The organism is Paenibacillus sp. JNUCC32, assembly GCF_014863545.1.
Taxonomy (GTDB): domain Bacteria; phylum Bacillota; class Bacilli; order Paenibacillales; family Paenibacillaceae; genus Paenibacillus_AQ; species Paenibacillus_AQ lautus_A.
The window spans coordinates 5600001-5622935 of sequence record NZ_CP062260.1; the positions used below are offsets into that span (position 1 = coordinate 5600001).

Annotated in this window: 22 protein-coding genes (1 of these 22 cut by a window edge); all 22 read right to left on the minus strand. The window is 52.4% G+C overall.

Annotated elements, in window-relative coordinates; all coding sequences use genetic code 11:
- Nucleotides 1–1357, minus strand: partial view of a lysine--tRNA ligase gene (gene lysS, locus JNUCC32_RS24725; RefSeq protein ID WP_096777307.1) — the 5' portion only. 155 nt of this gene lie to the left of the window's left edge; 1357 of the gene's 1512 nt are visible here — the first part of the coding sequence; it begins with the start codon at nucleotides 1355–1357; the stop codon falls past the left edge of the window.
- Between the two features lie 172 nt (nucleotides 1358–1529).
- Complete coding sequence (gene greA, locus JNUCC32_RS24730; RefSeq protein ID WP_009591919.1) at nucleotides 1530–2006, minus strand: transcription elongation factor GreA; 477 nt, start codon at nucleotides 2004–2006, stop codon at nucleotides 1530–1532.
- A 210-nt stretch (nucleotides 2007–2216) separates the two neighbouring features.
- Nucleotides 2217–3248, minus strand: a complete 1032-nt coding sequence (dusB, locus tag JNUCC32_RS24735) for a tRNA dihydrouridine synthase DusB (RefSeq protein ID WP_036661675.1) — start codon at nucleotides 3246–3248, stop codon at nucleotides 2217–2219.
- A gap of 223 nt (nucleotides 3249–3471) precedes the next feature.
- Complete coding sequence (locus JNUCC32_RS24740; protein ID WP_012818334.1) at nucleotides 3472–3678, minus strand: helix-turn-helix domain-containing protein; 207 nt, start codon at nucleotides 3676–3678, stop codon at nucleotides 3472–3474.
- Entirely contained in the window at nucleotides 3630–4178 is a 549-nt protein-coding gene (folK, locus tag JNUCC32_RS24745; protein ID WP_036672070.1) for a 2-amino-4-hydroxy-6-hydroxymethyldihydropteridine diphosphokinase, read from the minus strand. The genes JNUCC32_RS24740 and folK overlap by 49 nt, the downstream gene beginning before the upstream one ends.
- A gap of 7 nt (nucleotides 4179–4185) precedes the next feature.
- Nucleotides 4186–4548, minus strand: coding sequence for a dihydroneopterin aldolase (folB, locus tag JNUCC32_RS24750; RefSeq protein WP_009591901.1), 363 nt, complete (start codon nucleotides 4546–4548; stop codon nucleotides 4186–4188).
- A gap of 36 nt (nucleotides 4549–4584) precedes the next feature.
- Nucleotides 4585–5445 carry a dihydropteroate synthase gene (gene folP, locus JNUCC32_RS24755; RefSeq protein WP_192570133.1) on the minus strand — a complete coding sequence of 287 codons (861 nt, stop codon included), beginning with the start codon at nucleotides 5443–5445 and terminating at the stop codon, nucleotides 4585–4587.
- On the minus strand, nucleotides 5442–6329 hold the full coding sequence (locus tag JNUCC32_RS24760) for an aminotransferase class IV (protein WP_192570134.1): 888 nt from the start codon (nucleotides 6327–6329) through the stop codon (nucleotides 5442–5444). The genes folP and JNUCC32_RS24760 overlap by 4 nt, the downstream gene beginning before the upstream one ends.
- Complete coding sequence (pabA, locus tag JNUCC32_RS24765) at nucleotides 6326–6907, minus strand: aminodeoxychorismate/anthranilate synthase component II (protein WP_009591892.1); 582 nt, start codon at nucleotides 6905–6907, stop codon at nucleotides 6326–6328. Before pabA ends, JNUCC32_RS24760 begins: the two co-directional genes overlap by 4 nt.
- A 1-nt stretch (nucleotide 6908) precedes the next feature.
- A complete protein-coding gene (locus tag JNUCC32_RS24770; RefSeq protein ID WP_192570135.1) occupies nucleotides 6909–8573 on the minus strand; it encodes an anthranilate synthase component I family protein in 1665 nt (554 codons plus the stop codon).
- A 261-nt stretch (nucleotides 8574–8834) separates the two neighbouring features.
- Entirely contained in the window at nucleotides 8835–9770 is a 936-nt protein-coding gene (gene cysK, locus JNUCC32_RS24775) for a cysteine synthase A (RefSeq protein WP_012818329.1), read from the minus strand.
- A 427-nt stretch (nucleotides 9771–10197) separates the two neighbouring features.
- Entirely contained in the window at nucleotides 10198–11133 is a 936-nt protein-coding gene (locus tag JNUCC32_RS24780; protein ID WP_096777312.1) for a peptidylprolyl isomerase, read from the minus strand.
- A 20-nt stretch (nucleotides 11134–11153) separates the two neighbouring features.
- Nucleotides 11154–12038, minus strand: coding sequence for an Hsp33 family molecular chaperone HslO (gene hslO / locus JNUCC32_RS24785; protein WP_009591925.1), 885 nt, complete (start codon nucleotides 12036–12038; stop codon nucleotides 11154–11156).
- 57 nt (nucleotides 12039–12095) lie between these two features.
- Entirely contained in the window at nucleotides 12096–12860 is a 765-nt protein-coding gene (locus JNUCC32_RS24790) for a type III pantothenate kinase (protein ID WP_009591942.1), read from the minus strand.
- Nucleotides 12857–13732 (minus strand): carboxylating nicotinate-nucleotide diphosphorylase, encoded by an 876-nt coding sequence (nadC, locus tag JNUCC32_RS24795; protein ID WP_192570136.1) that lies wholly within the window; start codon nucleotides 13730–13732, stop codon nucleotides 12857–12859. The genes JNUCC32_RS24790 and nadC overlap by 4 nt, the downstream gene beginning before the upstream one ends.
- A complete protein-coding gene (gene nadB / locus JNUCC32_RS24800; RefSeq protein ID WP_192570137.1) occupies nucleotides 13722–15338 on the minus strand; it encodes an L-aspartate oxidase in 1617 nt (538 codons plus the stop codon). Before nadB ends, nadC begins: the two co-directional genes overlap by 11 nt.
- A 38-nt stretch (nucleotides 15339–15376) precedes the next feature.
- A complete protein-coding gene (gene nadA, locus JNUCC32_RS24805; protein ID WP_009591898.1) occupies nucleotides 15377–16315 on the minus strand; it encodes a quinolinate synthase NadA in 939 nt (312 codons plus the stop codon).
- Between the two features lie 229 nt (nucleotides 16316–16544).
- Complete coding sequence (gene ftsH, locus JNUCC32_RS24810) at nucleotides 16545–18614, minus strand: ATP-dependent zinc metalloprotease FtsH (RefSeq protein WP_009591914.1); 2070 nt, start codon at nucleotides 18612–18614, stop codon at nucleotides 16545–16547.
- A 99-nt stretch (nucleotides 18615–18713) separates the two neighbouring features.
- A complete protein-coding gene (hpt, locus tag JNUCC32_RS24815) occupies nucleotides 18714–19253 on the minus strand; it encodes a hypoxanthine phosphoribosyltransferase (RefSeq protein ID WP_012818323.1) in 540 nt (179 codons plus the stop codon).
- A 68-nt stretch (nucleotides 19254–19321) separates the two neighbouring features.
- Nucleotides 19322–20752, minus strand: a complete 1431-nt coding sequence (gene tilS, locus JNUCC32_RS24820) for a tRNA lysidine(34) synthetase TilS (RefSeq protein WP_192570138.1) — start codon at nucleotides 20750–20752, stop codon at nucleotides 19322–19324.
- A 416-nt stretch (nucleotides 20753–21168) separates the two neighbouring features.
- The gene (locus tag JNUCC32_RS24825) at nucleotides 21169–22089 is read right to left on the minus strand and encodes a serine/threonine protein kinase (protein WP_192570139.1); all 921 of its coding nucleotides are present in this window, start codon (nucleotides 22087–22089) and stop codon (nucleotides 21169–21171) included.
- Nucleotides 22073–22813 (minus strand): vWA domain-containing protein, encoded by a 741-nt coding sequence (locus tag JNUCC32_RS24830; protein ID WP_009591933.1) that lies wholly within the window; start codon nucleotides 22811–22813, stop codon nucleotides 22073–22075. The genes JNUCC32_RS24825 and JNUCC32_RS24830 overlap by 17 nt, the downstream gene beginning before the upstream one ends.
- Nucleotides 22814–22935 lie beyond the last annotated feature (122 nt).

Below are 22935 nucleotides of genomic sequence, written 5' to 3' on the forward strand. Positions count from 1 at the left end.
GCGCTTCGTCATTGCCCTGCTCTTTCTCCTTCATCTGCGCTTCAAAACGCTGACGCTGGTCAATCGGATCATTGAGCTCCGAGAATGCATTGGCGTGTTCGCGCGCCACGATAAACAGCTCAAAGCGATCCGTGAACCGCGGATCCACGTCGTTCTTCTTCGCCAGCGGCGAAATCTCAACCGGGTGACCGGTTACGAACGTCGGCTGAATCAGCGTCTCTTCTACGAATTGCTCAAAGAACGCGTTCAAAATATGACCAAATGTCATATGCGGCTCAACCGGAACTTTGTGTTCTTTGGCAAGACGATGCGCTTCCTCGTTGGACATATCCACGCTGAAGTCTACGCCGACAACTTCTTTTACCGCATCCACCATGGATACGCGGCGCCACTGCGGCGTCAGGTCCACTTCATGCCCTTGATAGGAAATGACTTGCGTGCCCAGCACCTCTTGGGCGATATGGGCAATCAGATTCTCGGTCAGTGCCATAATATCTTTGTAGTCCGCATAAGCTTCATACAGCTCAATCATCGTAAACTCCGGATTATGACGGGTAGAGATCCCTTCATTCCGGTATACGCGGCCAATTTCGTACACTTTCTCAAGTCCGCCCACAATCAGGCGCTTCAGATGGAGCTCAATTGCGATCCGCATATACAGTTCCATATCGAGCGCATTATGATGCGTGATGAACGGGCGTGCCGCCGCACCGCCAGCGATGGAATGCAAGGTCGGGGTCTCCACCTCAAGATAGCCTTGGGAATCCAGGTAACGGCGCATCGATTGGATAATCCGGGAACGGGTAATGAAGGTTTTCTGCACATCGGGATTGATGATCAGGTCGACGTAACGCTGACGATAACGGAGCTCTACATCCTTCAAACCATGGAATTTCTCAGGGAGCGGATACAGCGATTTCGAAAGAACCTCCAGCTCCTTCACCTTCACGGTAGTTTCACCGGTCTTGGTCTTGAACAAGACCCCTTTTATCCCGATGATGTCACCCAGATCAAGGATGCTGAATGCTTCATACTGCGCTTCTGCAACGGAATCCTGGCGAACATAAATCTGAATCCGGCCGCTCAAATCCTGAATATGGGCAAAAGAAGCCTTGCCCATGCCGCGTTTAGCCATAATCCGTCCAGCCAGGTTCACTTCCACCTGCTTCTCTTCCAACTCTTCCTTGGAGAGCTCGTCGTACTGTTTCAGAATATCACCTGCGTGATGTTCTCTTTCGTATTTTCCACCAAACGGATCGATGCCCAGCTTGCGAAGCTCGTCCAATTTGTTGCGGCGGATTTGCAAAAGCTCACTTAACTCCTGTTCTTGTTCCTGGTTGTTCATTTCTTCCGTCATCGTCATTCATCTCCTTCATTTCGCTTCCATTGTGAATCCCGTACACATTCGGCAAGGACTTAACGGTAGGGCAGCCATTTCAAGACATGCCATCCATCCATTAAGCCCTCAACCCGGCCCTAACCTATTTAAAAAAGCCCCCCGAAGGAAGCTTTCTACACCACATTCCGACTTACTTCTTAATGTCTACAATTTTATATTGAATAACGCCCGCAGGAACGTTAACATCCACAACCGATCCTTTTTGCTTGCCGATAATCGCTTTGCCGACAGGGCTCTCGTTCGAGATTTTGTTGTTAAGCGGATCCGATTCAGCCGTACCTACAATGGTATATTCCATCGTGTCGCCAAATTCCAAATCCTCCACGATCACCGTGTTGCCCACGCCGACTACATCGGTATTGATATCATCGTTGTTGATGATGCGCGCATTACGGAGCATTTTCTCCAGCGTAATAATCCGGCCTTCGATAAAGGCTTGCTCGTTCTTGGCGTCTTCATATTCGGAGTTTTCACTAATATCGCCATAACCGATGGCAACTTTAATCCGCTCAGCCACCTCGCGGCGCTTCACAGACTTCAGATTCTCAAGTTCGTCCTCCAGTTTCTTCAGACCGTCCTGGGTAAGAATGACTTCTTTATCGCTCATTAACCGATTCTCCTGTCATGTAAATAATTTAAACCACGGTATCAACATACTATATGCGAATTCTTGGGGATCAGAACTTCCCTCTGATGCCTGCTCAATTTCTTGAATTTATACTGAAAGATTATATGGGAACCATTTCAAAAAGTCAATGCGCGCAAAGGCTGTCACGGATGTCGCATATACGCAACCGTTAACAGCCTGCACCTCGTATTATCCAATCGCCGCAGCGGCTTGAGGGTATACGCTTTTTGCCGATTCTTCATGGTCCTCCAGATTGTTCACAAAGTTGTTCAGAAGGCTGACCAATTCATCGCGCTTCGTTTCTTCCATAATAATATCTTTAATGCGAGCCGATCCCTTGAGCCCTTTCAAGTACCAGGAAAGATGCTTGCGCATCTCCCTAACCGCTACCGCTTCGCCGCGCAGGGCGATCAGCCGGTCCATATGCAGGATGGCAATCCGGATTTTCTCCTGGGGAGACGGATCCGACAGCAGCTGGCCCGTCTTCAGGTATTCCACGGTACGGTACAGCATCCAAGGATTCCCCAGCGCTCCACGACCGATCATGACGCCATCGCATCCCGTCGTATCCAGCATCCGTCGCGCATCTTCCGGCGTCACTACGTCGCCGTTGCCGATAACCGGAATGGAGACGGCTTCTTTCACTTGGCGAATGATGTCCCAATCTGCGTGCCCGGTGTAGAGCTGCTCGCGCGTACGCCCGTGAACGCTGACGGCTTGACCGCCCGCCCGTTCGACAGCCTGCGCATTTTCGACAGCATAGATATGATCGCTATCCCAGCCTGTGCGCATCTTCACCGTGACCGGTTTGTTCACGGCATCGACAACCGCCGCGACCATCTCATAGATTTTGTTCGAATCCAGAAGCCAGCGCGCTCCCGCATCCATCTTCGTTACCTTCGGTGCAGGGCAGCCCATGTTGATGTCGATGATATCGGCATTGGTCTGTTGATCGACGACTTTGGCCGCTTCCACCAGGGATACGCGGTCGCCGCCAAAAATTTGCAGGCTCAACGGCTTCTCCCGCTCGTCGACGAACAGCATTTCCTGGGTGCGCTTGTTGCCGTGAACGATCGCCTTGCCGCTGACCATTTCGGCGCAGACCAGACCGGTGCCGAATTCCTTCGCGATCAATCGGAACGCCGGATTGCACACGCCAGCCATCGGCGCCAGAACCACTTGGTTTTTCATTTCAACGTTTCCGATTTTCAATTGATCCATTCCATGTTTCCCTCCTTTATTTTCAAATATTTATAGTCGAAGGATCCCGCTTCTCGAGCGTGAAATCCCCTAAGTTTCAAACCAAACCATCATACCCATGAATCGCGCAATCGTCCAGTCCGCAACATTTACTCATTCTTGTAGATCCCATCCAAAAGACATCTTCCTATATTAATGGCAGGGTTTCTAAAAAATAAACCTGAATCCCTTCACGATAGATAATCTAGCTCCGTTCCTTAAGCTCCTGCAACGTAATCTCCAGCACGTCGGCAATCTGAGCCAGCATCTGCTCCTCGGCACGGCGGTTCCCCCGTTCGATTGCGCCAAGAACAGCCAGAGAAATACCGGATCGCTCGGCGAGCTCTTGCTGGGTCAAACCCTTCAATTTTCGGAAAGCGCGGATACGCTGCGCCAGCTGCTTGTTTTCCAAAGCTGAATTCCTTCCTTTCCTTCCAGGTTCTCAAGTGCTGTCTTCACCACGGGGTACAGACCAGAAGGTTCAAGCTCAGACACGATATCGGCCAACGGCCTGAGAACGAAAGCCCGTTCCTGCATGCGGGGATGCGGCAGAACGAGGTCCGGCGTATCCAGACGGCGTCCTTCCATCCATAACAGATCCAGATCCACCGTCCGCGGTCCCCAGTGAATATGACGGACCCGGCCGAGCTGTTTCTCGATTTGCTGCATTACGGCAAGCAGCTCATGGGGACTCAGCGATGTCGACACGGCTGCGGCCATATTAAGGAACATCGGCTGATCCACGTAACCGACCGGTTCGGTCTCATACAGGTTGGATACGCGCTCTACCTCAATGCCTGGCACTTCATCCAACCGTTCCAAAGCCTCCATCAGGTTCCCCTCGCGGTCTCCCAAATTGGCCCCTAAAGCAATATAAGCCTCTGAACACTCAGAGGTGGCGTGTGAATTCATGATCGTCTCACTTCCTGGTCCGGTGCAGCTCAATGGTCACACCTTCAAAATGAATGTCAAAAGGCGGGTGCGGCTTCGTCAATCGGACCGTTAAAGCATCGATAATAGTATAAGTGTCCAATACCTTAGATGCAATATGCTCCGCTAAAGCTTCAATCAGGCGGAACGACTCCGTCCGCATAATCTCCAGCAGGAGTTCATGAATCTCGGCATAATTTACCGTTAACGTCAGATCATCCGTCTTCGCGGCTTTGCTCAAATCCATCTCCAGCTCAAGATCCACATAGAAACGTTGGCCCAGCTTCCGCTCTTCCTCAAACACACCGTGGTAACCGTAGTATTCCATGCGGCTCAGTATCATTTTATCCATCTCGTACTCCGCCCTTCTATCCTTGATCCCAAAAAATTAGTTGCGTTGAAGCTCCGTTGAAGCGTAAGTCATGGCATCGCACATCATGGCTGTCCGTTTCATATGCTTCACGTCGTGCACCCGAACGATCTGACAGCCTTGCGCAATCCCGTATGCGACGGTGGCTGCCGTTCCTTCCAGCACGTCTTGTGCCGGAGCGCCAAGCGCGGTTTGGATAAACCTTTTGCGGGAGGTAGCCAGCAGTACCGGAAACCCCAGCCCCACAAGCTGATCGAGAGATGCCATCACTTTCATGTTCTCGTCATAGTCCTTAGCAAAACCAATGCCCGGATCAAGCAAAATTTGGTGATCCTGCACACCGGCAGCGCGCGCAATTTCGACGCTTTCCAGCAAATCGCGTTTTACGTCTTCTATCAGATTCGTGTAATTTCGATCGCGTCGATTATGCATAAGAATGACGGGGCATCCGAGCTCTGCCGCCGTCTGAGGCATATCAGGATCGTCTTTAAAGCCCCAGATATCATTAATGATATGAGCCCCCGCTCCAATAGCCTGGCGCGCCACTTCCGCTTTATAGGTGTCAATCGACAACGGAATTTGCGGCGCGTGCCGGTGAATAGCTTCAATAACCGGGATTACGCGGGCAAGCTCCTCTGAAGCTCCAACCGGCTCGTGTCCCGGCCGCGTCGATTCCCCGCCGATATCGATGATGTCGGCTCCCCCCTCAATCAGCTGAAGCGCATGCTCAACGGCTCGTTCCGTGTCGTTATAACGGCCTCCGTCCGAGAACGAATCCGGCGTCACATTCAATATGCCCATAATGAGCGTCGATTGACCGAGCTTTAACTCAGCGTCCTTGCTCAAACGATATTCACGTTCATAGATGGTTGTTTTCATATATCAAGCCCTGCTTTCCTTCTATACGCATACAGCAATGTACGGGTTATCGGGCCGGCCACTCCTTGTCCGATGGTCAGTGCCTCACCTTCAACTCCAATCAACGTCGTGACCGGAACAATCTCCTGAACAGAGCCTGTCGTAAATATTTCATCCGCTCCGGTAAATACATCCCAACCATAACGGCCTTCTTCGGCCTCGATGCCAAGATCGGCAGCCAATTCCAGCACCACCGCCCGGGTAATCCCCGGCAAAATGCCGGTACCCACGTCCGGCGTATATAAACGCCCCCTTTTGACGAAAAAGACGTTGCTGACGATGCCTTCGGCCACGTCTCCCGCCGAAGTTAACATCAGCCCCTCTGCCGGACCACCCGATGGTTCCGGATATCTTGCCAATTCCCGCTTTGCGAGTATATTGTTCATATAATGCAGGGATTTCATCCGGACCGATGATTCCGGCGTGTTCCGCGGTAGGGACAGCAGCCTCATGGCTCTGCCTGTCTCGTAGAGCGCAGCGTTGGCGGCCGGCAGCTCTTTGGCGAATAGTACCTCGGCCGGCTTCGCATAATCTCCGGCAGGCAAACCGAGCAATCCTTCTCCTGCGGTTACGGTGTACCGTATATAGGCATCCTGAAGGCCGTTCGCCTCCATCAGCTCGGCAATCCAGCCGCTGATCCTCTCGGCATCCGCCTTGTGGGCGATCCCGAGCTCCCGACAGCTGTCCGTCAGCCGGTTCAAATGCCGCTCTAGCAAAAAGGGCTTCCCCTGATACGTGCGGAAGGTCTCGAATAGACCCATTCCGTATAAAAGCCCATGATCCATCACAGGTATGACCGCGTCGGCAGCTTCAACGATGCCGCCGTTCATGCCTATATATTTCATGCCTTGGCGCCAGCCGTGCGCTTCAGGAAGTTGCGCAGCATCTGATGGCCATGGTCGGTAATGATGGATTCCGGATGAAACTGCACGCCTTCCACGGGATAATGCTTGTGCCGAAGCCCCATGATTTCGCCCTCTTCCGTCCAGGCGGTAATCTCCAGCTCCTCGGGGAGGGTCTCCTTCTCAACGATCAGCGAGTGATATCGCGTTGCGGTGAACGGAACCGGCAAACCTTCGAAGACCGATTCTCCTGTGTGTTGGATGGCGGATGTTTTTCCATGCATGAGGCGCTCCGCACGGATGACGTTGCCGCCAAAGGCTTGCCCGATCGCCTGATGGCCGAGGCAGACGCCGAAGATGGGAATGATCCCTTTGAAATGCGAAATCACGTCCAGACTAATGCCCGCTTCATTCGGCGTGCACGGTCCCGGCGATATCAGGATATGGTCCGGCGCCAACGCTTCGATGCCGGCGATGTCGATCTCATCATTCCGGTAAACCTTGACTTCCTCGCCGAGCTCCCCCAAATATTGAACCAGGTTATACGTAAACGAATCATAATTGTCGATGACAAGTATCATGTTATTTCCCCCCTATATAGGCAGCCGCCGCTGCGGCTTCTTCTTCACTGCACATCAGCGCCGCTATCAAAGCTTTGGCCTTGTTATGGCACTCCCGGTATTCCCGATAAGGATCGGAATCAATGACGATCCCAGCACCTGTCTGAATGTAACCGACCCCATCCTTCACGGCGAGGGTTCGGATAATTATGTTAAGCTCCATATCGCCGTTATAATCGATCCAGCCCATGGAGCCGGTATAAGGCCCCCGCGTCACGGGCTCCAGCCCTTCGATGATTTCCATGGTCCTGATTTTGGGTGCGCCGGTAATGGTGCCTCCAGGGAACGCTGCCGCAATGACATCATATGCATTGTTGCCCTCAGCAATCCGCCCTTCCACTTGGGACACCAAATGCATGACGTGCGAGTACCTCTCCACGGTCATCAGCTCCGGAACATGCACCGTCCCGTATGCGGCAATGCGGCCGATGTCATTCCGTTCCAGGTCGACCAGCATAATATGCTCGGCCCGTTCCTTCTCGCTGCCAAGCAGTTCCGCTTCCATGGCCGCGTCCTCTTCCGGATTTCTCCCCCGGCGGCGGGTACCCGCGATCGGCCGGGCTGACACGGTATCGCCATCCAGCTTCACCAGCAATTCCGGCGAGCCGCTGGCCAAACTGAAGCCTGGCGAGGATAAATACCCCATATAAGGTGAAGGGTTCAGAATGCGCAGCCACTCGTAAATATCGGAAGGTTCCGCATGGAGCTGCAGATGCCGGCGAAGAGACAAGTTGACCTGAAAAACATCGCCCTGCCGAATATATTCTTGGATCGAGAGAACCGCCTGCTCGAACGCTTCCTGCGAAAAATCAATCTCCAGCCGATCCCATACCTCCACGTTCGGCCCTGACAGCTCCTGCGCTTTCTTCCATCGTTCCTGCCGCACCCGTTCATCTTCGAATCTCGAATCGTTCTCCGGCCCCGTTCCGTACATTTGATTCCATTGGGAGAGCATCGATTCGGCTCTTAGGCCGGCCTTCTCATATAATTCCTCCAAAATCCCTTCCTGCCCCTGTGAGAGCTCCGAACCTTCAGAAACATCCGCTGAATCCTCAAGCGCCGTCGCTTCCTTCGAAACTTCCCCGCTCCCGAAAGCCCAAGGCAGAGGAACATGCACCGAGCAGTATAGGCTGTCGTCCGCATGATCGTAAATCCAGACTTCTTCCATGCGCATCCACAAATAATCCGGAAAGCCGGGCTCATCCTTGGCCATCACGGGCAGTTGCTCGATCGAGCGGATGACATCGTAGCTCAGAAAGCCTGCACAGCCTCCCCGAAAATCCGGCCATCCCGGCACTCGGGGTGATTTCCACGCTTTCATCCACTGCTCCAACAGACGCAGCGGCTCTCCCGTTACCTGCGTTCGCAATCCGCCTGACATTTCGACGACCTCGCCCTGGCTTCCTTTTCCCTGCAAAATGGACACCGGTCGTAACCCAAGATACGTGTAGCGTCCGCCCTTACCGCTCTCCAGCACAAAGGCATAAGGCGAGGCCGCTTTCCAAGCATGTCTCCATGACAGGGGTAATCCTCGTGTTGCTCCTTTATATTGAACCAGATAGGGAACGACGGACCAGCCCTCTTTAGCCCATGACTGCCACTGGGCCAGCTCCACTCTTCTCTCCATGCCGATCCTCCCTTAGTCTTCAAAAGCCTTACTGTTGCCTGTCAGTATACTGTATCCCGCTTCTCTTGAAAACCCTAAATAGAGGCTTGTCCAACAATAATTTTTGAAGCGGTCAGCCCTTGATTCCATTAAAGCGTTATCTTAGGGAGTAGTATACGCAAAAAGCCCTCAATGCTATAAAAATCACATTGAGGGCTCCCTTCTCGCAGCACATTACCTCACTTGGGTGAGATGAAAATGCACAGCCTATTCCAGAACATTTTATTCGAAGTTATAGAGCGGCGTGCTCAGGTAACGCTCTCCGTTGCTTGGAATGACAGCGACAACCCGCTTGCCTTTACCAAGCTCTTTGGCGACCTTCAAGGCAGCATATACAGCCGCACCGGAGGAAATACCGCCAAGAACGCCTTCTTCCTTCGCCACGCGGCGGGAAGTTTCAAAGGCATCGTCATTCTCTACATGAACGATTTCATCGTACACTTCTTGGTTCAAAATTTCCGGGATGAAGTTTGCGCCAATGCCCTGGATTTTGTGAGGGCCTGGCTTGCCACCGGCAAGGATTGGCGATGCAGCAGGCTCCACCGCAATAATCTTGATGTCAGGGTATTGCTCTTTCAGCACTTCCCCAGCGCCTGTAATCGTACCGCCTGTTCCGATGCCAGCCACGAACGCATCCAGGGAACCGCCGATCGATTGGATCGCTTCAACGATTTCCGGACCAGTCGTTTCACGGTGGATCTTCACGTTCGCTTGGTTCTTGAACTGCTCGGCCATGAAGAATCCGGCATTTTCCTTCAGGATTTCTTCGGCCTTCTTAACGGCACCGTTCATTCCTTCAGATCCCGGTGTCAGGACCAGTTCCGCTCCGTAAGCACGCAGCAGGTTTCGGCGCTCCAAGCTCATGGTTTCAGGCATGACGATAACCGCTTTATAGCCTTTAGCCGCTGCCACCATAGCTAAGCCGATGCCGGTATTGCCGCTGGTCGCTTCAATGATCGTATCGCCCGGCTTCAAACGTCCATCCTTCTCTGCCTCTTCCACGATGCTGATCGCGATCCGGTCTTTAACGCTGGCGCCCGGGTTCTGGTATTCCAGCTTCAGATAGATCTCTGCGCTATCCTCAGGTACGATCCGGTTCAAACGGACGAGCGGGGTTTCACCGATTAATTCTGTCACATTATTTACGACTTTTGCCATGAAAGAAGACCTCCTCTAAATATGGATCTGGATAAAAATAGTGAATACATAATGGTGTTATTCATTCGAATGTCGAATCATGAATTTGTAGGTTCTCGATGTTAAAAAAATGGGAGCCCGCAGATTAATAAAATTCCAGTTGTTCAATGGCTCTCCAATATCCGAGTAAAAAGGTAGGTTTTTGTACCTTCATCTTATCAACGTTACAGGCCATTGTCAATATCCAGCTGCTCGAAAATCAACATTTCTAGGTGAATTTTCCTGCGACTCACGAACGAGCCGAACGCGAAATCCTTCGGAGGACTTCATGCGGGATAACCGCCAATTTTCCGCAGCCATCCAAGCTCAGGCATAACTACAGCGAAAAAAGCCCCTGCAGCCAGATCTTTCTCCGCCACAGCGAGCTTTCCTCATGTTGTTGCTCTATTTACAGCGTAACCGTACCCGCACTGATCCGTGCCTCGTATTTCTCGCGAAGCTGCCGCTCCAATTCCGATAAGGACACCGACTGCTCCAGGGCCAGCTGCTTGCGAACCGCCTTCCGGATACTTTCCTCGCTAGGAGCTTGAGGCTCAATAATATCCCTCACATATACTATGGCATATGTGTCCGTGAGCGATACAGGTCCCGCAATATCTCCGGGCTCGAGCGATAAAGCTGCTTCAAGCAGCTCTGGCGGCAAAAAGGGGTCATCCTCTTCTACCAAGCCGATCTGTCCGCCGTCTTCCCGAGTGTACTCGTCAAGGGATACCTGAGCTGCGAGATCCGCAAAATCCTCCCCATTTTCCAGCCGATCCATGACGCGTTCCGCCTCATCTTCCGAAGCGACTTCAATCATGGATAAATTCAGCTGTTTCTTGGGCCGAAATTGATCAGGGTACTGTTCCAGATACGAATCGATTTGCTGCTCCTCGATGTGAACATCGGAAGTCGCAATTTTCTCAAGCAGGAGCCGATAAGTCGTCTCCGTCTTTAACTCACTCTCCGTAATGCCAAGCTGATCTTCCATTTCCGATAAGAACCGTTCCTTAGAGCCATAGCTTCGGCTCATGACTTCGATTTCCGTTTCGACTTCCGCGGTCGTCACATCAATGCCCTTCGCTTTCGCTTCCAGCGCCACGGCGTGCCGATTCAGCATGGTCATCAGCATTTCGCGCCCATATCGCTTCTTCAGCTCGTCAACCCACTCGTCTTCGGTAATCGCCCTGTCCTGGATGGATGCAACGGGCTGGGAGCCTGTTTTCCACGGCGGTGAAGCCTCCTGCGAAAAGCCCCCGGAAAACAGCATCCAGCCCCCCATACCCAATACGCATGCTGTCAAGACAATGACGGTCGCCCACAATCCCTTCTCTTGTCTCGTCATCACGGTCGCTCATCCCAACATTAAGATTTGGCCCGCTCTAGCACGGATTTAAGCTGTTCTCGGTCAAACGTATATCGTTCATTGCAAAAATGGCAGGAAACCTCTGCTTTGCCGTCCTCTTCGATCATCTGCTCAAGCTCTTCCCGTCCCAAGCTGATCAGTGCGCGCTCCACCCGCTCATGCGAGCAGTCGCAGCTGAAGTAGACTTCCGTTTCCTCCAGAATCGTCACATCCGGAACGACGCGTTTCAGGATATCCTCGAGATCCAGCCCTTCCTCCAGCATCTCGGTGATCGGAGGAATCTTGCTTAACGCAAGCTCGATCTCCGTAATCTCTTCATCGCTAACGCCGGGGAGAAGCTGAATGATGAAGCCGCCGGCATTGGCCACGGAATAATCCGGCGAAACCAGCACGCCCAAGCTTACCGCCGAGTTGGTCTGTTCGGATACGGCAAAATAATACGTGAAATCTTCGGCCAGCTCGCCCGAGATAATCGGCACGCTGCCACGGTAAGGCTCCTTCAATCCGAAATCCTTGACCACATCGATCTGACCGGTGGTCCCTACCGCAGCGGCTACGTCCATCTTGCCCGGACGTATATTCGTCAGCTCCACATGCGGATTTTTGACATAACCGCGTACCTCGCCCTTGGCATTGCTCTCCGCCGCAATCAGACCGATCGGTCCATCGCCGCGAACCTGAATGCTAAGACGCTCATCTCCCTTCAGCATAGCTCCCATCATCGCTGCTGCTGACACGGTGCGGCCCAAAGCGGCTGTGACGACAGGGAACGTATCGTGTCTTCGGCGAAGCTCTTCCACCAGATCGGTTGTCCGAACGGCAAATGCCCGCACTTTCCCGTTTAACGCCGTTCCCCGCAGCATACGGTCTTTTTGATTACCCATCTTGAGGCCTCCTTGTCTTTCTGGTTGTTTGTAATATCTAACGGTTTTATATCGGTTCTAGTTACGCTCGTAAATAATACGCAAGCCTTCCAGCGTCAAGAGGGGAGAAATCTCTTCGATGGATTCCGTTTCGCCGGCAATCAGCTCAGCCATTCCCCCCGTGGCGATAACCTTAACATTGTCCGTTCCCATCTCGGCTTTTATGCGTTTAACCAGGCCATCGACCTGTCCTGCATAACCGAATACGATGCCGGCCTGCATGGCATGAACGGTGTTGCGCCCAATCACCTTTTTCGGCTTTTCGAGCTCTACGCGAGGAAGCTTGGAAGCGCGCTGCACAAGGGCTTCCGTGGCAATGCCAATGCCCGGCACAATTACGCCGCCCAGATAGTTGCCTGCTTCATCAATGCAATCAAACGTCGTCGCCGTACCGAAATCCACTACGATCAGCGGCCCCCCGTACTGCTCGACGGCTGCTACTGCATTCACGATCCGGTCAGCCCCCACCTCGCGCGGATTCTCATACCGCAGATTGAGTCCGGTTTTGATACCCGGCCCAACGATAAGGGGCGCCTTGCCAATATATTTATTGCACATTTCCTCGACCACGCGCACAAGCGGAGGAACTACGGAAGAGACAATAACGCCTTCTATTTGGCTTACCAATATATTGGACATTTGAAACAAATTGTGGATCAATACGCCGTATTCGTCCACGGTAGACTGACGCGATGTACTGATCCGAAAATCATGCAGCAGTTTCTTTCCCTGGTACACACCCAGCACAATATTGGTATTCCCTACGTCCACAACGAGAATCAACCCTCTGCTCCTCCTTTCTTTGCATTCAGATCCAAACTAATATCGAGACTATGGAATGAATACGTCAGCCGTCCAACCGAAATGACATCGACCCCGGTCTCCGCAATCCCGCGCACGGTCTCCAGCGTCACGTTCCCCGACGCTTCGATGCGAACGTGGGGCGACTTGGCCTTGATTCTCCGCACGGCCTCCGTCATCATGTCATGACTCATGTTGTCCAGCATGATAATATCCGCGCCTGCAGCCAAGGCTTCTTCCACTTGTGCCAGGCTCTCGGTTTCAACTTCGATCGTCATGGTGTGCGGAATATGGGCTCTGGCCCGGCTGACCGCCTGGGCGATGCCGCCCGCACCCTTGATGTGATTATCCTTGATCATGACGGCATCGTACAGGCCGAAGCGATGATTCGCGCCGCCGCCGACCCGCACGGCATATTTCTCAAGCATCCGGTGGCCTGGCGTCGTTTTGCGGGTATCCACCAGCCTTGTCGGCAATCCTTCAAGCACATCAACAAAAGAACGTGTTTTGGTTGCAATGCCCGATAGACGCTGAAGCAAATTTAACGCGAGCCGCTCGCCTGTCAAAATACGATGGGTGCTTCCTTCCACCTCAGCGAGAACCGTCCCTTTTTCCACCACGTCTCCGTCACGGACCAATGCCGTAAACGTAAGCGTTGGATCTACCGTTTCGAATACCAGCTCTGCCACCGGCATGCCTGCCACGATGCCTGCCTCTTTGGCATGGATAACCCCTTTGGATTCGTGACCCGGCTCGATCGTGGTGAGGGTCGTAATATCCCCCGACCCAATATCCTCCTGAAGCCAAGTCCGTATGCTCTGGAGAAGGCCATCGTTATATCCGTTAAACATCATCGCTCAATTCCTCCGTCATTTCTTGGTCCCGTATAAACACAATATGCTTGCGCCATTCGCTGTCATTTCGCTCCGGATAATCCTCACGGTAGTGAGCTCCCCGGCTTTCTTCCCGTCCCAGCGCGCCTTGAACCACCAGCAGGGATGCAGTCAGCATGTTCGCAAATTCGTATTCTTCACGCTTGGAGAGCATCGATTGGAACAAGGGCAGCTGACGGCCAAGCTCTTCCGCCGCTCTTATTAGAGTATCCCGATTTCTCCGAAGTCCTGCATAACGCACCATGACCTTCTGAAGCTTCAAGCGTTTTTCCACCATCGCTTGCGACGGAGCGTCCTTGCGGCCCAGATGAAATGATACCCCAAGAGGATCCCCAGAGGGTTTCGGGAGGCTCTTAATGCGCTCGACAATCCGACTGCCGTACACGACCGCCTCCGAAAGCGAATTGCTGGCCAACCGGTTCGCTCCGTGAACACCGGTAGACGAGACTTCTCCACAAGCAAATAATCGCTTCACGCTGCTCTCGCCGTGCAGGTTGGTCTTGATGCCCCCCATCATATAATGCGCAGCCGGGGAGACCGGAATCCAATCGGACGATAAATCCAGCCCGTACTGCATGCATGTTTCATAAATCGTTGGGAATCGATGTTTGACCATTTCCGGCGACTCATGGGTAATATCCAGATATACGAAGGTCGATCCCGTCGCTTCCATTTCGCTGACAATGGCCCGTGCCACGATATCCCGCGGTGCAAGCTCCTGTAGCTCATGGTATTTCGGCATGAACCGTTCCCCTCTTATATTACGAAGCACGGCACCTTCGCCGCGAACCGCCTCTGATATCAGGAATCGGGGAGCGCCCGGATAGCTTAGCGCCGTCGGATGAAACTGGATAAACTCCATATCCCGAATTTCCGCGCCTGCCCGATAAGCCATGGCGATGCCATCCGCGGTTGCAACCTCCGGATTGGTCGTGTACCGGTACAATTGACCGGCCCCCCCGGAACACATAATCGTCGCACGACCGCGCACGAATACCCGCTTGCCATCCGGCATCTGTACCAATGCGCCGTGACACTCTCCCTGCTCGGTAATCAGGTCAATGACAAAATGATCGTCCCATACCTCTATATTGTGAAGCATTTCGACCTGAATGGAAAGAGCGCGCACAATTTCATAACCGGTAGCATCCCCGTTGGCATGAAGGATCCGTCGGTGGCTGTGCGCACCTTCTTTGGTCAAAGCAAGCTCGCCGTTCTCCACATCAAACGTCGTGCCGAGGCGAATCAGCTCTTGAACCCCGACGGGACCCTCGTTTACAAGCACATCCACCGCGGCAGATGAACATAAACCGGCCCCTGCAAGGAGGGTATCCTGACGGTGATATGCTGGCGAGTCATCCTCCGCCGTTACGGCCGCGATCCCGCCTTGAGCATAACGCGTGTTGCTCTCGAGGAGCGATTTTTTCGTAATCAAAAGCACATTCTGAGTCGCACTTGCCATGATCGCCGTATATAAACCCGCAATGCCTGAACCGATCACGATGACATCCGTCTCTACAACCGGGAGATCGTTCAGCTCAAAATCAATCAAATACTGCGGTATCACGTTGCCTCACCTGTCTTTTCACGAAAGAGTAGCGCATGCTACTTAACCTGTAACATGCGCTCTAATGAAGTTCTGGCTTTCTCTGCAACGACCGGCGGCACATAGATCTGCGGCTTCATCGTTTCAAGTGCTCTCACCAGCTTTTTGAGATTATTCACTTTCATATTCGGACATACCAGGAATTTCGTCGCGAAGTGGAACGATTTATCCGGGCTATCCAATCGAAGCTGATAACCGGTACCGTCCTCAGTTCCCACGATAAACTCCTTGGCCGATGACTGTTTGCAATATTCCAGGATGGCGGTTGTGCTTCCCACAAAGTCACCCATGGCAACAACCTCCGGACGGCATTCCGGATGCACCACAAATTCAGCCTGAGGATATTTGGCCTTCATCTCGACGACATCCTTAACGGTCAGCATGTCATGCGTGTTGCAGTATCCTTCCCAAATAATGAGTTTCTTGTCGGTATGCTGCTGAACATAGTGCCCCAGGTTCTTATCGGGAACCCATATAATTTCGTCCGAATCCACCGACTGAATCACTTTCACGGCGTTGGAGGAAGTGCAGCAGATATCCGTTTCGGCCTTGATTTCAGCGGATGAATTGATGTACGTAACCACCTTCGCATTCGGATGCTGCGCTTTCAATTTCCGCAGTCCGTCCACGTTCACCATATCGGCCATAGGACAGCCGGCCCGTTCATCCGGAATGAGAACCGTTTTGTTTGGTGCCAGGATTTTGGCGCTCTCGCCCATAAAATGCACGCCGCAGAATACGATGACCTCGGCGTCGGTTTGTGCCGCCTTCTGCGCGAGCAAGAAGGAATCCCCCCGGAAATCAGCAACCTCCTGAATTTCGTCCCGTTGATAATAATGAGCCAAAATAATTGCATTGCGTTCCTTCTTCAACTGCATTAACCGCTCACGCAGTTCACGGTTCTGTTCTGCCTTGCGCTCCAGTGCCAAAGCTTCCATGATCGACCCTCTCCCTTTATGTAGTCCGGCTGTTCGCCGCTGATGACCATGTGACTTTCAGGATGGTTTCCACCTTTGTGAAAGGAAGCGCATCCTTATTTAACAACTAATGTACACGTTCGTTCTGTCCCCTGTCAATGTGATAGAAAGCACAAAAAGAACCGGAAAACGAATTATCGTTCTCCGGTTCTTCTTTTTTATTCGGTATTCGATGTTTTATCAACGAATATTACGTTAAACTGCTGTTACCGTTGTCCGATCCGCCTGGAGGATCCTTGCGTTCGGAATCTTTGGTTTCCGGTGCTGGATCATTCGAATCCATCGGGTTGTTCGGAATCTCTTCCGTGGAAGTCGGCTGCCCGCCGTCTTCTTTCCCTTGAATGCGAACTTTCACGTCGCCAATGTTGTCGATGATCGGCTCGCCGTTCTCGGAAGAACCTTCACCTTCGCCACTGCCATCGCCTTCAGCCGATCCGGTCTCAATGAGGTTCTTGATTTGCTCAAGCTCCAGTGTTTCCTTCTCCAGAAGCGTGTTGGCAATCAGATGAACCTCTTTGGAATGCTTGGTCAGAAGCTCTCTACATTTCTCATAACATTCGTTAATGAACCGCTGCATTTCCTGATCGATTTCATAAGCGATTGCATCACTATAGTTCTGCTCGTGTCCGATATCACGTCCCAGGAACACTTGTCCTTGGGATGTACCGAACTGCATCGGTCCGAGCTTCTCACTCATACCGTATTCCACAATCATGCTGCGGATGATGCCCGTTGCTTGCTGGAAGTCGCTGTAGGCTCCGGTTCCGATTTCGCCGATGAACAGCTCCTCGGCGACACGGCCGCCAAGCAAACCGGTTACGCGGTCCAGCAATTCCTGCTTCGTTACGAGCATCCGATCTTCCTTCGGCATCATGATGACATATCCGCCGGCACGGCCGCGAGGAATAATCGTTACCTTGTGCACCGTATCCGCATGCTCAAGGAAGTAACCCACAATGGTATGACCGGCTTCATGGTAAGCTACGATGCGTTTCTCGCGGTCGCTGATCACGCGGCTGCGCTTCTCGGTACCCACGATAACGCGGTCAATCGCTTCATCCACTTCTCGCATGGAGATATCTTTACGGTTGCGGCGAGCCGCAAGCAAGGCAGCCTCGTTCAGGAGGTTCTCCAGATCGGCGCCCGTAAAACCGGTTGTACGTTTGGCGATGATGTCGAGCTTGACATCCTTCGTCAACGGTTTGTTGCGTGCATGAACCTTCAGTACGGCTTCACGGCCCTTCACATCCGGGCGATCGACGGTAATCTGACGGTCAAAACGTCCCGGGCGAAGAAGCGCCGGGTCCAAAATATCCGGTCGGTTGGTCGCAGCGACGATGATAATGCCTTCGTTCGCTCCGAAACCGTCCATCTCAACCAGCAATTGGTTGAGGGTCTGCTCGCGCTCGTCATGACCGCCGCCGAGACCGGCGCCGCGCTGACGACCTACAGCATCAATCTCATCAATGAAGATGATACACGGTGCATTCTTCTTCGCGTTTTCGAACAAGTCGCGTACGCGAGAAGCACCGACGCCGACAAACATCTCTACGAAGTCGGAACCGGAAATACTGAAGAACGGCACTCCCGCTTCGCCGGCAACGGCGCGTGCAAGGAGCGTCTTACCGGTTCCCGGGGGACCGACAAGCAGGACGCCCTTCGGAATGCGAGCGCCAACCGTGTTAAATTTGCGCGGATCCTTCAAGAAGTCAACAACCTCGACAAGCTCCTGCTTCTCTTCATCTGCTCCGGCTACATCTTCAAATGTAATCCGTTTCTTCTCTTCATTATATAAGCGGGCTTTGCTCTTACCAAAGTTCATCACTTTGCCGCCGCCGCCCTGAGCCTGATTGAACAGGAAGAAGAACAGAACAAACATAATGATGAGCGGAATAAAGGATGAAAGCAATGTCAGCCAAATGCTTTGGCCTTCCATTGGCACCACGGACAGTTTGACATTGTTGCTATCACTGGCTGCAGTCAGCTCTTGCATCGCTGCATCCGTGGCAGGAATATAGGTCGAGAAATTCTCCGATTTTTTCTCTTCGGATATCTCCCTATACTTACCGGTCACCAGATAAGCGTAACCGTCAAATTGTACCGTCATTTCCTCTATGTTGTTAGCTTTGACTTCCTGCCGCAGTTGATTATAACTAGGGGCATCGGCTTGCTCGCCGCCATTGGTGACGAATTGTACTATGCCCACCACGACTAAAAATAGAATCAAATAAAAACCAGAATTCCGGATGAACCGACTCATCCCCTACCTCCTCTCAAGACACATAAGATATTTTACCACAGCCTGTCTGGCCATCTCAACAAAGGCCCCCGATCTGTGGCAGCAGCCCATTGGCGCCGTTTAACTGCTGTAGATTTCCGGTTTCAGAATCCCGATGTAGGGGAGGTTCCGGTAATGCTCGGCGTAATCGAGCCCGTATCCGACAACAAAAGCATCCGGCAGCACGAATCCGGTATAATCAGCCTGCAAATCCACCGTACGGCGTGCCGGCTTGTCGAACAGGGTGACAACACGCACCGAGTTTGCCTTGCGGCTCTTAAGAAGCTCAATCAAATGGCTGAGCGTAAGACCGCTGTCGATAATATCCTCCACAATCAGAACATCCCTTCCTTCAACGGAAGCGTCCAGATCTTTAATGATCTTGACCACGCCAGAGGATTTGGTTGATGCTCCATAGCTGGATACAGCCATGAAATCCAACTCTAGAGGTACTGATATGGATTTAACCAAGTCGGCCATAAAAATAAACGCACCTTTAAGAACGCAAATAACGAGCGGATTGCGTCCCTCATATTCGGCGCTGAGCTTGGAACCGAGTTCCTTAATTTTTGCGCGAATCTCTTCTTCACTGATGAGTATTTCCTGAATGTCATTCTGCAACTTAAGTGGACCTCCTACGTTTATACTATGAAAGCGTGAAACGGGCCATTCTTCGTTTTACACTTGCCTTAAACATCCGACAGCTCCATTCGGAGAACTCGCGATGTGTGCCGCCCGCAAGCGGCGTGAACGGAACGTCGTACACCTGGAATCCATACGATGCTGCCGGAACCGTCACAAAGAATAGGAATCCGGGCACGGACAGACGGCGGGATTTTCTCATCAATGAGAATATCTTTCACCTTTTTGCTTCCGTTTAATCCCATGATCTTCATCTTGTCTCCCGGCTGTCTGTTGCGCACGGTTAAAGGAAACTGCAGCTCATCCGCATCAAAATCCGCCACAAAGGCCGATGGTCTGGAGCCGCTCCGGCTTTCGCTTCCTGTCTTTAACGACAATGTCAGCATTTTTCCGATTTCCTTAACATAAAGCTCTGACGCATCAGGAGAATCAAGAATGTATATGTACTGTCCCTGTTCTTCCGGAGGTTTAGGCCAAAACTGGATCACTCCGTACTCACGAACACAGGTAATGCCGTCACCCAGATCCAGACGCCAGTTGCTTCGCTGATCGTTAAGAATGCCGTGGCGCACCGTTTCAATCTTGACAAAATCGGTGTTTTCCTGATCTGAGGGCAGGTAATTTAATATTAGTTTAATCAAACGCCGTTGTAAAGCGACATGTAAGCCCAAAAAGGAAGGCGCGTCGAAAGCGAGCCTCCCATCGTTCTCCTGTACCAAACTCCGAAATTGCTTCGCAGCTTCAAGCTCCACAAAATCATCCTCCTGCTGGACAATTTCGGCCAGCTGATTGAGTGAGGAGGAGAACTGCCCGTTGTATCGCTCCAAAAAAGGAAATACTTCCAGGCGAATCGCATTACGGCGGTACTTCGTCTGCAGATTGCTGTGATCCACCGCATACTGGAATCCGCATACGCGGCAGAGCTCCACGATATCCGCCTTGTACATACGAAGGAACGGGCGGATAAGTTCCACTTTTTTTTCCGTGCGCTTAAATTTGATGCCGCCCAGGCCCGACAAACCGCTTCCGCGCAGTAGCCTCATGAATACCGTCTCGGCTTGATCGTCGGCATGATGAGCCAGAGCCACGGAGCGCGCATTGTGTTTCCGGGCCGTTTGCAGCAGAAATTCGTAACGCTTCTCTCTTGCCGCCTCCTGTCCACCCTTGCCGCTCTCTTCCATATAAGCGGGAATATCGATGAACGCCGTTTCCAATGGAAGTCCGAGCGACTCCGCCAGCTCGCGCACCATCTTCGCCTCCTGATCCGACTCTTTTCGAAAACCATGATGCACATGAGCGCAGATCAATCGGAGCGGCGTACGGTGCTTTGAGATTTCATGCAGAACGTGAAGAAGCGCAACGGAATCCGGTCCGCCGGAAACGGCAACCACGATACCGTCGCCTTCCGACCACAAATCAAACTCTGCGGCGGTACGCTCGATATGTTGGACGAATGTTCGTAAATAATCCTGTTTCACTTCCAGATCCCCTTTAGAGGTTGTTCAAAAAGTCCGCTTTTGATAAGAAAACCCCTATCGAGGCCACTTCAAGGATGAGCGACCGCGATGCATAGGTAGGTTTTCTTGCGATATAGAATTTCACCAGTTCCACTGATAACTCATAAATTCTATATCTAACACGAAGTGAATCCGGAAGCCACTCGGCATCGAATCTTGAATTCAGCCGGGCCTAAGCAGATGCTTTCGAAGTATGTTTCCTGCGGAAACATTTCAGGTGCTCACGTACCAAAGCGTACGTTCCATTCCTGACGTCCCTAGCTTCATTCAACTGAAGCGTTTTGAAAAACGCACATCGGGAGCATAACCTTCTCGGTGCTGAAAACCGACCTTTTTGAACTCGCACCTTTATGAACTTCCAGTAACAAGGCAACTACTCATGAGCGGAAGAAGAAATAAACGGCGCAGGCCATAATGACCAAGGACAACCCAAACGCGTTCCTTAGCCAGCGCGGCGTACGTCCCGGAACGGGGCGCCCGCCTCGGCTCGAGCCTTCATATATCCGTTTTCTCCACTCGTTCATCGCTTCCCGTGAATCCGCGAATTCTCCCGACAATGCCTTGTTCAGCCAGACGGCGTACGGCTTGAATACGGGGTTTCTTCGCAGCACCAGCTGCAGGTCGGCAACGCTCCGGGTTTGGGGAAGCTGACAAGACGCCTCCTTAAGCGATTTCTCATCCAGCAGGCCGATGCACATCACGGCAAACGAGAACAAATCATAGGATACGTCGCCGGTCCGGCTCCCGGCATTCCAGTATCCCCGGTCGTACCATTCCGTAAACTGCTTTACGCTGCGCCCGAAGGAGCTGACGCCGCCGTAATCGATCAGTTCCACCCTTCCGTAGGCCGAAACCATCACATTATTCGGCTTCAAATCTCCGAACGCATAACCGGATGCATGCAGAACGGACAGCTTCTCAAGCAGCTTCAGCCCGATCAGGCCGACCCACTCGGTGCCGCGTTTGCGAATAAAATGATGCAGCGGGCTCCCCTCGATGTAACGCATGACATAGAAGGACACTTCGCCGCTGCCGTCATGATGATCGTCCGCCTCCACGAGGTAAGGGTCCGTCATTTGTTCTTTGAGCGCATTCAGCACATTAATTTCGGATTGTAGATCCAGAGCGTCATAGCCTACTTTTAAAGCATAACGCTCGCGCACTCCTGCCCGGTGGACCAGATACACCTTGCCGTTAGCCCCTTTACCGAGCATACGTTCCACGATGTACCGGCTGTTCCGCCATTTGCCCTTAATTACGGTTCCTGGCGGATAACCCGGGTTAGACAACGTAGTCACCGAGCATCCCTTCCTCTTGGCTGGAACGACCCTGCCATGATTGATTACCTTCTAGTGTACCATATCGGTAAAATTCAATCACCTTTAACAAGGCAGGTCCTGTCGGCGTCGCCCCCTTCATCTGCAGCCTGCTGAACATGCCGCGGGCACCGTCAAGATCCGAGGTCCAATCCACGTCCATGACGATATCCTCGCCGCTATGTTTTCCGGGAAAGTGGAATACCGACAATTCGCTTGAGCCTGCGCGCGCTTTCAAGCTCAGCATCAGGTCGCGTATCGCTTCCTCAACGGCTGCCAGCTTAGGCTTCATGCTTGCACTTGCATCAATTAACAGCGCAACCTGAAGGGATGACGTCTCGGCCAGCTCATCCACCACTTCGACGACTTGCGAACGCTTGTCCGGCGGAAGTTCCTCCAGCGTTCCGCCTCCCAAAATATGCTGTATCTCCTTATTTACCGCTTGTTGGATCGTCTGAACCACCGTTTTCCGAGTCATCATCTGCATCGTCTGCGCAAGCTGCGGCGTACCTACGATCCGGTGTATGCCTCCTCCCGCTTTGGCTATCTCCTGTATTTCCAATCCCCCAAGTTCACCGATCGTCCCGTAATCAAGGACCCCCACCACGTTGACGACAATACCATCCTGCAGCGCATGCGCCGCGGCCAGAACCGGACTGGCACCGACATTCGAACACCCGTCTGTAATCAGCAAGATTTGTTTCATAATCAAATTGCCTCCCGTCTGATCCATCCTATCGATTGGATTTCTATCTCTATCATTTCCACATTCAAGAGAGTTCAAACGACAATCAGGAAGAATAGACGGAAAAGAATTGATCGGCTCCG

Coding starts and splice junctions, on each gene's coding strand:
- greA (WP_009591919.1), bottom strand. CDS start 2,006: ATGAGCGATAAAGAAGTCATTCTTACCCAGGACGGTCTGAAGAAACTG.
- dusB (WP_036661675.1), bottom strand. CDS start 3,248: ATGGATCAATTGAAAATCGGAAACGTTGAAATGAAAAACCAAGTGGTT.
- folK (WP_036672070.1), bottom strand. CDS start 4,178: ATGAATTCACACGCCACCTCTGAGTGTTCAGAGGCTTATATTGCTTTA.
- folB (WP_009591901.1), bottom strand. CDS start 4,548: ATGGATAAAATGATACTGAGCCGCATGGAATACTACGGTTACCACGGT.
- folP (WP_192570133.1), bottom strand. CDS start 5,445: ATGAAAACAACCATCTATGAACGTGAATATCGTTTGAGCAAGGACGCT.
- JNUCC32_RS24760 (WP_192570134.1), bottom strand. CDS start 6,329: ATGAAATATATAGGCATGAACGGCGGCATCGTTGAAGCTGCCGACGCG.
- pabA (WP_009591892.1), bottom strand. CDS start 6,907: ATGATACTTGTCATCGACAATTATGATTCGTTTACGTATAACCTGGTT.
- JNUCC32_RS24770 (WP_192570135.1), bottom strand. CDS start 8,573: ATGGAGAGAAGAGTGGAGCTGGCCCAGTGGCAGTCATGGGCTAAAGAG.
- cysK (WP_012818329.1), bottom strand. CDS start 9,770: ATGGCAAAAGTCGTAAATAATGTGACAGAATTAATCGGTGAAACCCCG.
- JNUCC32_RS24780 (WP_096777312.1), bottom strand. CDS start 11,133: ATGACGAGACAAGAGAAGGGATTGTGGGCGACCGTCATTGTCTTGACA.
- hslO (WP_009591925.1), bottom strand. CDS start 12,038: ATGGGTAATCAAAAAGACCGTATGCTGCGGGGAACGGCGTTAAACGGG.
- nadC (WP_192570136.1), bottom strand. CDS start 13,732: ATGATGTTTAACGGATATAACGATGGCCTTCTCCAGAGCATACGGACT.
- nadA (WP_009591898.1), bottom strand. CDS start 16,315: ATGGAAGCTTTGGCACTGGAGCGCAAGGCAGAACAGAACCGTGAACTG.
- ftsH (WP_009591914.1), bottom strand. CDS start 18,614: ATGAGTCGGTTCATCCGGAATTCTGGTTTTTATTTGATTCTATTTTTA.
- JNUCC32_RS24830 (WP_009591933.1), bottom strand. CDS start 22,813: ATGAAACAAATCTTGCTGATTACAGACGGGTGTTCGAATGTCGGTGCC.